The following is a 12,345-nucleotide window of genomic DNA, read 5'->3' on the forward strand; positions in this document are numbered from 1 at the left end:
CGCGTGCGCTCAGTAGCTGTCGCGGGACTCCGTGCGAGCGGCGACGAACCGGGCCGCCAACGCCTCCGACGCGCGCGCGAGCAGGGCCACATCGGCGCCGACCGCGACGAAGTCCGCGCCCGCGTCGAGGTACGCCTCGGCGACGGCGGGGTCGAACGCGTTGACCCCGACCGGGGTGCCGGCCGCGTGCGCCGCGGCGAAGACCCGGTGCACCGCGGCGACGACGTCGGGGTGCGACTGCTGGCCCAGCAGCCCCATGGTCGCCGACAGGTCGGAGGGGCCGACGAAGACGGCATCCACCCCCTCGACGGCCGCGATCTCCGCCGCGGCCTCGACGCCGGCCGCGGTCTCGATCTGCACCGTCACGGAGACGTGCTCGGCGGCGTCGCGGAGGTAGTCGTCGACGCGGTTCCACCGGGCGCTGCGGGCCAGCGCGCTGCCGACGCCGCGGATCCCGGCCGGCGGGTACCGGGTCGCCGCGACGGCGGCGCGGGCTTCCTCGGCCGAGCCGACCATCGGGACGATGATGTTCTGCGCGCCGATGTCGAGCACCTGCTTGATGAGCACCGGATCGTTCCACGGCACCCGCACAACGGGAGTCACAGGGTATCCGGCCGCGGTCTGCAGCTGCGCGAGCACCGACTCGAGCGACAGCGCGCTGTGCTCCATGTCGACCAGCAACCAGTCCAGGCCCGAGCCCGCGGCGATCTCGGTCGCCACCGTGCTGCCGGCGCACACCCACATGCCGGCGAGCGGGCGATCGGATGCCGCGAGGGCGGCGCGGAAGGTGGGGGTCAGACGAAGCGGCACGTGATCGTTCCCATCGGTCCGTAGTCGCACGACACGTCGTCACCGCGCGACACCCACATCGGGCGCGTGAACGATCCTGCCAGGATGATCTCGCCCGCCTCCAGGCGCGCGCCGTGCTGGTGGAACTTGTTCGCGAGCCACGCGACACCGGTCGCGGGGTGGCCGAGGACTCCCGCGGCGACCCCGGTCTCCTCGATCTCGCCGTTGCGGCTGAGGACGCCCGGCACCCACCGCAGGTCGATCTCGTCGGGACGCTTGCGCACGTCCCCGAGCACCATCGCGCCGTAGGCGGCGTTGTCGCTGATCGTGTCGACGATCGTGCGGCCCTCGAGCTCGATGTGGGAGTTGAGCACCTCGAGCGCGGGAACGGCGTAGTCGATCGCCGCGAGGGCGTCCTCCCGCGTGCAGTCGGGGCCCTCGAGCGGTGTCTTCAGCACGAACGCGAGCTCGACCTCGATGCGGACGTTCGAGAAGTGGTCCACGGGGATCTCGTCGCCCGTGCGGTACACGGTGTCGTCGAACATGACGCCGTAGTCCGGCTCGGTGATCCCCGTCGCCTGCTGCATCGCCTTCGAGGTGAGGCCGATCTTGCGCCCGACGAGCGTGCGGCCGGCGGCGACCTGCGTATCGCGCCAGCGGCCCTGGATCGCGTACGAGTCCTCGACCGTGGCATCCGGGTACCGTGCCGTGATGCGCGGGATCACCGAGTGCGTCCGCCCGGCTTCGGCGAGCTCTTCTGCGATGTCGTCGATCTGCTGCTCGTTGAGCATGCGTCTCCTCCGTCGTGGCGGCGCGTGAGTCGCCAAGATTCGTCGCCTAGAGGGGTGCTCAGGCGACAAATACTGGCGACTCACGCGAGGGGGGGTTACAGCTGGTTGCCGAGTTTGAACTCGGCGGAGGCGGGGGCCGCGTCGGGCGTGCGCGTGTAGGAGAAGCCGTCGGCGCCGATCGTCACGGCCATCTCGCTAGAGTCCGTGCGGGCACGGACCGGCTGCGGGATGCCGTCGAGGTCGAGCACCAGCGAACCGTCGGTGTACCAGGAGGGGACGACGGGGTTGCCCCACCAATCGCGGCGCTGGTTGTCGTGCACGTCCCACGTGATGACGGGGTTGTCGGGGTCGCCGGTGTAGTAGTCCTGCGTGTACACCTCGACGCGGTGGCCGTCGGGGTCGCGCAGGTACAGGTAGAACGCGTTCGAGACGCCGTGGCGGCCGGGGCCGCGCTCGATGGCATCCGATCGCCGGAGGGCGCCGAGCTTGTCGCAGATGGCGAGGATGTTGTGCTTCTCGTGCGTCGCGAAGCACACGTGGTGCATGCGCGGGCCGTCGCCGCCGGTCATCGCGGTGTCGTGCACGGTGGGCTTGCGCCGCATCCACGCGGCGTACACCGTGCCCTCCTCGTCCTGGATGTCTTCGGTGACGCGGAAGCCCAACGCCTGCATGAAGTTCACCGCGCGGGGGACGTCGGGGGTGATCTGGTTGAAGTGGTCCAGGCGCACGAGCTCGCCGGGGGAGTGCAGGTCGTAGCGCCACGACAGGCGCTCCTGGTGCTCGGTGTCGAAGAAGAACTCGTACGGGAATCCGAGCGGATCGACCACGCGCACCGAGTCGCCGATGCCCTTCGTGAAGCCGTTCGGCTCGCGGCGGACGTCGCAGCCGAGCTCCTCGTAGAACGCGACGGCCTTGTCGAGGTCGTCGGCGGAGCGCACGCGGTACGAGAACGCGGCGACGGCGGCGATCTCGCCGCGACGCAGCACGAGATTGTGGTGGATGAACTCCTCGGTCGAGCGAAGGTAGATCGCGTCCGCGTCCTCCTCCGTCACGTGCAGACCGAGCACGTCGACGTAGAACTCCCGGGATGCCGCGAGGTCGGTGACGACGAGCTCCATGTAGGCGCACCGGAGGATGTCGGGCGCGGGAGAGGTGGGGGTGGGGACGGGGTTCTCCGCCTGGATCGGCGCCTCCTGCGACACGAAGAATCCCGACGAGGTGCGGGTCATCTGGCTGCGGTCGGTCATCTCAGGCTCCCTTGCCGAAGGTGGGGTTGTGGGCGGGGCCGAGCGTGATGTGCACGGCCTGCTGGTCGGTGTAGAAGTCGATCGAGCGGTAGCCGCCCTCGTGGCCCAGGCCCGAGGCCTTCACCCCGCCGAACGGGGTGCGGAGGTCGCGGACGTTGTTGGAATTGAGCCACACCATGCCGGCCTCGACGTTCTGCGCGAACAGGTGCGCGCGCTTCAGGTCGTTGGTCCAGACGTAGGCGGCGAGGCCGTACTTCGTGTCGTTCGCGAGCTGCAGGGCCTGTTCGTCGGTGTCGAACGGCGTGATGGCGACGACCGGACCGAAGATCTCCTCCTGGAAGATGCGGGCGTCGGGGGCGACGTCGGCGAACACGGTGGGACGGACGAAGTTGCCCTCGGGGAAGTCGTCAGGGCGGCCCCCGCCGGCGACCAGGCGCCCCTCGGCCTTGCCGAGTTCGACGTACGACATCACCTTCGCGTAGTGCTCGGGGTGCACGAGCGCACCGACCTCCGTCGCGGGGTCGTCGGGGTATCCGACCTTCACCCGGTCGGCCTGGGCGGCGTAGCGCGCGACGAACTCGTCGTAGATGTCCTGCTGGACGAGGATGCGGCTGCCCGCGGTGCAGCGCTCGCCGTTGAGCGAGAAGACGCCGAAGATCGTCGCGTCGATGGCGGCATCCAGGTCGGCATCCGCGAAGACGATCGCCGGGCTCTTGCCGCCCAGCTCCATCGACAGGCCCTTCAGGAAGGGTGCCGCGTTGGCGAAGATCAGCTGCCCGGTCGAGCTCTCGCCGGTGAACGAGATGAGCGGCACGTCGGGGTGCTTCACGAGCGCGTCGCCGGCGTCCTCGCCGAGGCCGTTGACGAGGTTGAACACGCCCTCGGGGAGCCCGGCCTCCTCGAAGATCCCGGCCCAGAGCGACGCCGACAGCGGCGTGAACTCGGCGGGCTTCAGCACGACCGTGTTGCCCGTGGCCAACGCCGGGGCGAGCTTCCACGACTCGAGCATGAACGGCGTGTTCCACGGCGTGATGAGTCCGGCCACGCCGATCGGCTTGCGGTTGACGTAGTTGAGCTGGCGGCCCGGAACCTTGAACGCGTCATCGGTCTGCGCGACGATCAGGTCGGCGAAGAAACGGAAGTTCTCGGCCGCGCGCCGCGCCTGCCCGAGTGCCTGGGTGATCGGCAGGCCCGAGTCGAAGGACTCCAGCTCCGCCAGGCGAGCGTCGCGCGACTCGACGAGGTCGGCGATGCGGTGCAGCACGCGCGAACGCTCGCGGGGCAGCATGCGCGGCCACGGGCCCTCGGTGAACGCCGCGCGGGCGGCGGCGACGGCGGCGTCGACATCGGCCTTCTTGCCCGCGGCGGCGCGGACGTATGTCTCATTGCTCACCGGGTCGAGCACATCGAACTCGTCGCCGTCGATCGAGTCGACGAAGCTGCCGCCGATGTAGTGCTGGATGCGCGCGGGCAGGTCTGCCGGGGTGCGGCGGGTCATGGGTGCTCCTTCGATGGAGAGGGATGCCGGTGGCATCCGGTTCAGAAAGCGGGAAGCCCGAGCGACTCGTCGGGGTGCTCGTGGATGAGGTAGGCGTCGAGCGTGGCCGAACGGTGTCGGCGAGCGGTCTTCTCGATCTCGGCGAGCGGGGCGCCGTTCTCGATGAGGACGAGGATGTTCTCGTGCTCGCGGACCGACTCGGCCGCGCGGCCGGGCACGAAGCTGAAGGTGGAGTCGCGCAGGTGCCCGAGGCGCGCCCACTCCGCGCGGACGAGGTCGAGCATGCGCGGATTCGCGCACTTCTCGAACAGGGTCGCGTGGAACTCCTGGTTCAGCGCGGTGAACGCCCGCGGGTCGAAGTGGTCGAGCGTCTCGACCATGAGTTCGTTGATGCGCCGCGCGCGGCGGACGTCCTCGGCCGCGAGGGCCCGCGCCGAGAGGGCGGTGGCGGCGCCCTCGAGGATGCTCAGCGACTGCATGCTGAAGCGGTACTGCGAGTCGTCGACCATCGACACGCGCGCGCCGACGTTGCGTTCGAACGTCACGAGCCCCTCGGCCTCGAGCTGGCGGATCGCCTCCCGCACCGGCACGACGCTCATGTCGAGGTCGCCCGCGATCGTGCCGAGCACCAGCCGGTAGCCGGGGGTGAACTCCTGCGCCGCGATGCGTTCCTTGATCCAGTGGTACGCCTGCTGCGACTTGCTCCGCGTGCCGGCCTGGGCGTTCACGGGGGTCGTGGCATCCATCAGGCGTTCCTCTCGGCTTCGTAGCGGGCGCGCCAGGCGGAGTTCATCGGGAAGAGTCCGTCGACGGGGTGACCGGATGCCACCTGGCGGGCGATCCATGCGTCCTCGGCCTCTTGCGCGAGGGCGGCGTCGACCACCTCTTCAGCGAGGTGCGGGGGGATCACGATCACGCCGTCGCCGTCGCCCACGAGGATGTCGCCCGGCTCGACGGTGGTGCCACCGCAGCCGACGGCGACGTCGGTCTCCCACGGGACGTGCCTCCGGCCGAGCACCGCGGGGTGGGGACCCGCGGTGAACACCGGGATGCCGACCGCGGCGACGGCCTCGGCATCCCGTACGCCGCCGTCGGTGACGATCGCCGCCGCACCGCGCGCGTGGGCGCGGAGCGCGAGGATGTCGCCCAGGGTGCCGGACCCCGTCTCGCCGCGCGCCTCGATCACGATGACCTCGCCCGCGTCGACCGCGTCGAACGCGCGCTTCTGGGCGTTGTAGCCGCCGCCGCGCGCGGCGAAGAGGTCTTCGCGGTGCGGGAGGAAGCGGAGCGTCCGCGCGGTGCCGACGAAGCGGCTCCCGGGGGTGAGGGCGTGCACCCCGTCGATCGTCACGTCGTTCAGGCCGCGCTTGCGCAGCTGCGCGCTGAGGCCGGCGACCGGGACGCGTTCGAGCTTCGCGCGCAGTTCCGGCGGGAGGGCGGAGGAGGGCGCCGAGCCCGCAGCCTCGGCCGAACCCCACGCCTCGAGGCGCTGCGTGTCGTCCACCGCGGGGAGGGACCCGACCGCGGCATCGAACGAGTGCGCGCCCTGGGTCACGGGAGTGCGGAGCCGGCCGGTCGAATGGATGCCGGCATCCACCTGCACTTCGACGACATCGCCGGGCACGACCACCGACGATCCCGCGGGCGTGCCGGTGAGGATGACGTCGCCGGTCTCGAGCGTGAAGTGCTGAGACAGGTCGGCGACGATCTGCGCGAGGGGGAACAGGAGGCCCGCGGTGGAGTCGTCCTGCACGAGGTCGCCGTTGACCCACGTGCGCAGCCGCAGCGCGTGCGGGTCGACGGAGCGGGCGTCGATCAGAGCGGGACCGAGCGGGGTGTAGCCGTCCCCGCCTTTCGAGCGGACGTTCGAGCCCTTGTCGTTCGCGCGCAGATCGTAGAGTCCGAAGTCGTTGGCGGCGGTGAGGGATGCCACGTGGTTCCACGCGGCATCCGGGGTCACCCATCGGGCGGGCTCGCCGATGACGAGGGCGATCTCTCCCTCGAACGCGAGGAGTTCGGTGCCGGAGGGGCGCTCGATCGCCGCGCCCGAGGGGGCGAGGGAGCTCGACGGCTTGAGGAAGTACGAGGGGGCGGCGGGCCGGCGGCCGCGCTGATCGGCCCGCGAGGTGTACGAGAGGTGGACCGCGACGATCTTTCCCGGCCGGGCGCCGAGGACGGCGAAGCGGGGGTCGGTGGTGGTCATGAGGCTCCCTTGCGTCGTATTCGAAATCGTATATGATCCAGAAACGCTCCCGCAACTCGCTCCGTCGGCGTCGACGGCGAGACCGGCGGGCCGACGACGACGTCACGAAGGAGTCCCATGTCCCGCCCCTCTTCCCCGGGCTTCACGCCCACCGGCACCATCTCCACGACCGGCGACCGGCGCCGCGTCGTCTTCGCCACCGTGGTCGGCACCACCGTCGAGTGGTACGACTTCTTCCTCTACGCCTCGGCTGCCGGCCTGGTGTTCGGGCAGCTCTTCTTCGCGCCCGCCGGCCCCGGCATCGCCCAGATCCTGTCGTTCCTCACGGTGGGCCTGAGCTTCCTGTTCCGCCCGCTGGGCGCGTTCCTCGCCGGTCACCTGGGCGACAAGTACGGCCGACGCGTCGTGCTCATGCTGACGCTCATCCTCATGGGAGCCTCGACCACCCTGATCGGCGTGCTCCCCACCTACGAGGTCATCGGCGTCGCGGCCCCGGTGCTGCTGATCCTCCTGCGGGTGCTGCAGGGCATCTCGGCCGGTGGAGAGTGGGGCGGTGCGGTGCTCATGGCGGTCGAGCACGCGCCCAAGACCAAGCGGAGCCTCTTCGGTGCCTCCCCGCAGCTCGGCGTGCCGCTGGGCCTGCTGCTGGCGAGCGGCATGCTCGCGCTCATGGCCCTGATCGCCCCCGGTGATGCGTTCTTCGCGTGGGGCTGGCGCGTGCCGTTCCTGCTGTCGTTCGTGCTGATCCTCGTGGGCTACTACGTGCGCAAGAAGGTCGAGGAGAGCCCGGTGTTCCTCGAGCTCGCCGAGCGCAAGGAGAAGACGCGGATGCCGATCGTGCAGCTGTTCCGCAAGCATGCGTTGCTCGTCCTCATCGCCGCGCTCGTGTTCGCCGGCAACAACGCCGTCGGCTACATGACGACGGGCGGGTACATCCAGCGCTACGCGACCAACCCCGACGGACCGATCGGTCTCGCCACCGCCGACGTGCTGGGCGCCGTGACCCTCTCAGCGGTGTCGTGGCTGGCGTTCACGTGGCTCGGCGGGTGGATCGGCGACAAGATCGGTCGCCGCAACACGTACGTGCTGGGGTGGATCGCGCAGCTCGTCGGCGTCTTCCTGCTCTTCCCGCTCGTGAACACCGGGAGCATCGGGCTGTTGACGCTCGCGCTCGTGATCCTCACGGTCGGACTCGGCCTCACCTACGGCCCGCAGGCGGCGCTGTACGCCGAGCTGTTCCCGGCATCCATCCGCTTCTCGGGGGTCTCGATCTCGTACGCCATCGGGGCGATCCTCGGCGGTGCCTTCGCCCCGACGATCGCGGAGGCGCTCGTGAAGGCGACGGGCACCACGATGTCGGTCACGTGGTACCTCGCCGGGATGACGGTTGTCGGCCTCATCGCGACGCTGCTGCTGCGCGACCGCAGCGGCATCCCCCTCGGCCCCGACCACGAGGCCGAGCAGGAGCGGAGCCCGATCCGCGGGTTCGCGAACGTCTGAGCCCGGGTCCTCCGGCCCCGTCGCACTGCGCGTGCGGCGGGGCCTTTCCGTTGTTCGGTGTGACCCTCGTCCCGCTTGCGGCGGATCATGTCCCACCTGCGGCGCATCATGTCCCACAAGGTGCGGTTGTGGCGGCCCCGCAGCAGCACCAAGTGGGACGAGGGTCCGGCAGGGCGTGCGGCGGGCCTTTTCGTCGGGCTGGGCGGCCTTCGTCCCACCTGCGGCGCATCATGTCCCACAAGGTGCGGTTCTGGCGGCCCCGCAGCAGCACCAAGTGGGACATGGGTCGCAGCCTCGGCCCCGCGGCAGCCGCAAGTGGGACATAGGTCGCAGCATCGGTGCCCGCGGCAGCCGCACAACGGGGGACGAGGGTCGCAGCCTCAGCCGCGCGCGGCGATCTCCTCCCAGTACGGCGCCACGACGGCCGCGCTCACCCGCAGATCCAGCAGGAGGAACGGCCGGTCCTCGGGATCGCGGGCCGTCCAGGATGCCAGGGCGTCGAGGTCAGCGGCATCCCGCACGATCACGCCCTCGGCGCCGAACCCCCGCGCGACGGCGGCGAAGTCGACCTCGGGGATCAGCATCGGGTCGGGGTGCAGCCCCTTCTTGCCGTAGTTGAGGACCTCGGCGCCGTACTGCGCGTCGTTCCACACGACGGCGACTCCGCGTCCTCGCGCGACACGGATCGCGGTCTCGAGGTCGGCGATCGCCATGAGTCCGCCGCCGTCGCCGGTGGTGAGCACGACGGTGGAGTCCGGTCGCGCGACCGCGGCGCCGGGCACGCTGGGGAAGCCGAGGCCGATCGATTGGTACGCGGTGCCGACCATCATCATCCGGTCGGGGGAGGCCACGGGCCAGTACATGTTCGACCAGCCGAGGAAGTGGCCGCCGTCCGAGACGACGACCCGGTCCTCGGGCAGCAGTTCGGCGATCCGGGCGGCCGCGGTGCGGGGGTCGAGCCGGCCGTCGGGTCCGACGCCGGTGCCCGCAGCTTGACGGCGGGCGGCTTCGAGGTCGAGTCCGGTGCCCCACGTCGACGGGGAGCCGCCCCGGACGCGCAGGCGCTGCACGATCTCGCCGGCGACGTCGGCCGCGTCGCCGCGGACGTAGCCGCCGACGTGCGGGTGCGTGGCGGTGGGGGAGAGGTCGATCTGGAACACGCGCGTCCCGGGGGCGAAGAGCTCGCCGAAGCGCATCGTGAACTGGTTGAGGGCGGCGCCGAACACCACGGCCACGTCCGCGTCGCGCACGATCTCCATGGCGCCGGGCGCACCGAACCCGCCCGCGACGCCGAGGTCGCGCGCGGAGTCGGGGAAGAGCCCACGGCCGAGAGCCGTGGTGGTCGTGAGGGCGCCGGTCAGGGCCGCGAGTTCGCCCAGCACCGACCCGGCCCCGGCCAGCCACGCTCCGCGCCCGCCGAGGAGCAGCGGGCGTTCGGCCGTCGCGAGGGCGTCGACGATGCGGTCGATCACGCCGTCGGCGTACGGCCCCACGGGAGGGTGCTCGGGCGTGACCTGGGGGGCCGAGGCATCCGGGACCGGGCCCGCCTCGCGCGTCACCACGTCGTACGGGATGCCGAGCACGACCGGCAGGCGATACGTCAGGGCGTGCTCGATCGCGATGACGACCGTGGCGGCGGCGTCGCGGTGCCCGACGGTGTACGTGCGGGCGCCGACGCCGGCGGCGAGGGCGATCTGGTCGACTCCCCACGGCCGCGGGCCCGAGGTCGGTTCGTCACCGACGATCAGGACGAGGGGCGTGCGGGCCTGGACCGCCTCGGCGAGCGCCGTCAGCGTGTTGGTGAACCCGGCGCCGTAAGTCGCGGTGGCCGCGGCGAGCCGGCCGCTCGCGCGGTAGTGCGCGTCGGCGGCGACGACCCCGGCGGCTTCGTGCCGCACGGCGACGAAGCCCGAGGACGTTTCGCGTCCGAGGGAGTCGAGGAAGTAGGCGTTGCCGTTGCCCATGACGCCGAAGACGGTGTCGATGTGGCGGGCGAGGGTGTGCGCGACGTGCGCGGAGACGGTGGGCATGGCGAAGGAAGCCTTTCGAGACGGACGGAATGGATGCCGTATGTGTCTCGCGCTTCTGCGCTACGTGCCCTTTTTTCGAGCAGCGACGCACGACCCGGTGCGCCTGACGGGATCGAGTATAGGGGCACGGCCCTCCTCGCTGACTTGTGCCGTATATACGCCGGGTGGGGCCTTTCGCGTACACGCGCCGCAAGTCAGCGGAGGACGACGGCGCGGGGTGTCACGTTCGCGCGGGCTCGCGACAGGAACGGGGTGAAGAGAATGAGAGAGGACCCCTCATGAACGCCGACCCCTTCGCGGCCCTGGCCGCGGCCGACCCGGCTCGCGACGTCTCGCTGTCCGACGCCGACGTGCGGCGCATCGTGCGAGCGGCGACAGCGCAACCTCGGAGACGGCGCTGTATCCTCGCGACCGTGACGATCGCGGTGGTGTGCGCCATCGGCATCCCTGGGGCGGCGGTGGCTTCCGGGTATCTCGCGCGCACGGGGTGGTTCGGCTCGCCCCAGCCGGGCTCCCCCGAAGGGACGCGCCCGATCGGCACCGAGGCCGACGGCAGCGAGTGGATCGACGCGTCGGCGCCCGACTACGGCGACTATGCCGTCACCCTGTGGCCGGCGTACGCCGCCTTGCCCGTCGGGTACGACACCGCTGCGTTCGCCCGAGCCATCGCGGCGGACAGCGTCGAGGGATTTCGCCAGGTCACCGGCATCCGGAGCGAGTTCGAGCAGAACGCCCGCTGCGCGTGGCGAGCGGAATGGCTGGACGCCGATGCGCGGGGCGATGCGGAACGCGCGGCGACGGCGGCGCAGACGCTGACCGCAGCGGCGACCTGGCCCGCGACCGTCGCGTCGGACGGCGGCGGCATCGTGGACGAGGAGCGCGCTCTCGCCGCGGCGGCGACCGCGGGCGACCGTGCCGGGGTGACCGCCGCCGACGCGTGGTGCGGCGAGATGCTCGAGGGGCGCGGACGGTGACCGCCGAGGCGGAACGCGCCCGCTTCGAGGATGCGGTCGGGCCCCTCATCCCCGACCTTCTGCGGTACTTCGTGCGGCGCGTCGAGCCGCGCGCCGATGCCGACGACTGCGTCTCCGAAACCACCCTCGCGCTGTGGCGGCATCGAAAGCGGCTGCCCGTGGCATCCGAGGATCAGCGCATGTGGGCGTTCGGCATCGCCCGGAACGTCCTCGCGAATCACACGCGCAAGCGCGCTCGCCGCGCGCGGATCGATCAGGCACTCGTGCGGGAGGTCCCCGAACCGGCAAGTGATCAGGCGTTCCTCGCCCTCGAGGCCTTGCGCACCCTCGCGCCCGCCGACCAGGAACTGCTGCGACTCGTGCTGTGGGACGGGTTCGGCGTCGCCGAGGCGGGTGCACTCGCCGGAGTGCGGCCGGCGGCGGCGCGCAAGCGCTACGAGCGGGCGCGTGCCCGCCTACGCGCCGCGTTCGGCGAACTCCAGCCCGCGCTCGCCGGCGGGCGGGACGCGTGAGCGCCTCGGTCCCACCTGGTGACGTGCGCCGAATGCTCGTCGACCGCGCCCTCGCGCGTGCCCAGGCCCACGTCGACCGAGGGAAGGGGGAAGCTAGAGGGCGCTCGTGATGGCGGCGGCCGCGGCCTCCAGACGCGCGGCGATCGCCGCGTCGTCGGCTTCGGTGTTGACGTGGACGGCCGCGACGGCGGCGGGCCCGCGACCCTGCACGCTCAGCGGCACCGCCACCGCGCGCAGCGTCGGTACGACCTCGTCGTGGCTCGTCGCCCAGCCGCGCTCCGCGGCCTCTGCCACCTCGGCGGCGAGGCGCGCGTCCACGCCGTCGGGCCACCGGCGCGGCGGCAGCTGCGCGAGGATCGCGCGACCGGGGGCGCCCCGGGTGACCGGATGCCGCGTACCCGGCCGCTGCGCCACCGCGGTCACCGCGTGCCGCGGCTCGACGCTGGCGAGGGTCACGCATTCGTCGTGGTCGAGCACGACGAGGAAGCAGGTCATGCCGAGGTCGTTGGCGGCGGCGGTCAGTTCGGGCAGGGCCTCGGACTGCAGATCGGCGGCGACGCCGGCGGCCAGGGCGGCGAGCCCCGTCCCGAGGCGTACGGCACCCGTGGCATCCCGGGTCACCAGGCCGTGATCTTCGAGGGTGCGCAGCAGTCGGTACGCGACCGAGCGATGCAGTCCGACGCGTGCCGACAGGTCGTCGATCGTGAGCGGACCGCGGGCGTCGGCGAGCTCTTCCAGCAGGCGGATGCCACGACTCAGGGTCTGCGACGCGGGGGTCGTGTCTTGCCGCGGGGCCATGGG

Annotated in this window: 11 protein-coding genes; 3 read left to right on the plus strand and 8 right to left on the minus strand. The window is 71.7% G+C overall.

The window, feature by feature from the left end:
• Positions 1–9: 9 nt before the first annotated feature.
• The 6 genes from QM517_RS12630 to QM517_RS12655 all read right to left on the minus strand — a co-directional run bounded on the left by QM517_RS12630 (position 10) and on the right by QM517_RS12655 (position 6,528).
• Complete coding sequence (locus QM517_RS12630; RefSeq protein ID WP_283287840.1) at positions 10–810, minus strand: HpcH/HpaI aldolase family protein; 801 nt, start codon at positions 808–810, stop codon at positions 10–12.
• Complete coding sequence (locus QM517_RS12635; protein WP_077050504.1) at positions 795–1,580, minus strand: 2-keto-4-pentenoate hydratase; 786 nt, start codon at positions 1,578–1,580, stop codon at positions 795–797. Before QM517_RS12635 ends, QM517_RS12630 begins: the two co-directional genes overlap by 16 nt.
• A 95-nt stretch (positions 1,581–1,675) precedes the next feature.
• Complete coding sequence (gene hpaD, locus QM517_RS12640; RefSeq protein WP_283287842.1) at positions 1,676–2,827, minus strand: 3,4-dihydroxyphenylacetate 2,3-dioxygenase; 1,152 nt, start codon at positions 2,825–2,827, stop codon at positions 1,676–1,678.
• A 1-nt stretch (position 2,828) separates the two neighbouring features.
• Positions 2,829–4,325 (minus strand): 5-carboxymethyl-2-hydroxymuconate semialdehyde dehydrogenase, encoded by a 1,497-nt coding sequence (hpaE, locus tag QM517_RS12645; protein WP_283287843.1) that lies wholly within the window; start codon positions 4,323–4,325, stop codon positions 2,829–2,831.
• 41 nt (positions 4,326–4,366) lie between these two features.
• The gene (locus QM517_RS12650; RefSeq protein WP_283287845.1) at positions 4,367–5,071 is read right to left on the minus strand and encodes a GntR family transcriptional regulator; all 705 of its coding nucleotides are present in this window, start codon (positions 5,069–5,071) and stop codon (positions 4,367–4,369) included.
• Complete coding sequence (locus QM517_RS12655) at positions 5,071–6,528, minus strand: fumarylacetoacetate hydrolase family protein (protein ID WP_283287847.1); 1,458 nt, start codon at positions 6,526–6,528, stop codon at positions 5,071–5,073. Before QM517_RS12655 ends, QM517_RS12650 begins: the two co-directional genes overlap by 1 nt.
• A 117-nt stretch (positions 6,529–6,645) precedes the next feature.
• On the opposite strand from QM517_RS12655, the gene QM517_RS12660 reads away from it, so the two are divergent.
• Positions 6,646–8,028 carry an MFS transporter gene (locus QM517_RS12660; protein ID WP_283287849.1) on the plus strand — a complete coding sequence of 461 codons (1,383 nt, stop codon included), beginning with the start codon at positions 6,646–6,648 and terminating at the stop codon, positions 8,026–8,028.
• A 380-nt stretch (positions 8,029–8,408) separates the two neighbouring features.
• On the opposite strand, the gene QM517_RS12665 is transcribed toward QM517_RS12660, so the two are convergent.
• Positions 8,409–10,058 carry a thiamine pyrophosphate-binding protein gene (locus QM517_RS12665; RefSeq protein ID WP_283287851.1) on the minus strand — a complete coding sequence of 550 codons (1,650 nt, stop codon included), beginning with the start codon at positions 10,056–10,058 and terminating at the stop codon, positions 8,409–8,411.
• A gap of 278 nt (positions 10,059–10,336) precedes the next feature.
• Between QM517_RS12665 and QM517_RS12670 the strand changes: the two genes are divergently transcribed.
• Together QM517_RS12670 and QM517_RS12675 are read left to right on the plus strand one after the other, a co-directional pair.
• Positions 10,337–11,032: a hypothetical protein gene (locus QM517_RS12670; protein WP_283287852.1), complete on the plus strand. Its 696-nt coding sequence runs from the start codon at positions 10,337–10,339 to the stop codon at positions 11,030–11,032.
• On the plus strand, positions 11,029–11,544 hold the full coding sequence (locus tag QM517_RS12675) for an RNA polymerase sigma factor (RefSeq protein WP_077050496.1): 516 nt from the start codon (positions 11,029–11,031) through the stop codon (positions 11,542–11,544). The genes QM517_RS12670 and QM517_RS12675 overlap by 4 nt, the downstream gene beginning before the upstream one ends.
• 93 nt (positions 11,545–11,637) lie before the next feature.
• Here QM517_RS12675 and QM517_RS12680 read toward each other — a convergent pair whose 3' ends face one another.
• Complete coding sequence (locus QM517_RS12680; protein ID WP_283287855.1) at positions 11,638–12,342, minus strand: IclR family transcriptional regulator; 705 nt, start codon at positions 12,340–12,342, stop codon at positions 11,638–11,640.
• Positions 12,343–12,345: the final 3 nt, after the last annotated feature.

The sequence above is a fragment of the Microbacterium sp. IEGM 1404 genome (assembly GCF_030056775.1).
GTDB lineage: Bacteria > Actinomycetota > Actinomycetes > Actinomycetales > Microbacteriaceae > Microbacterium.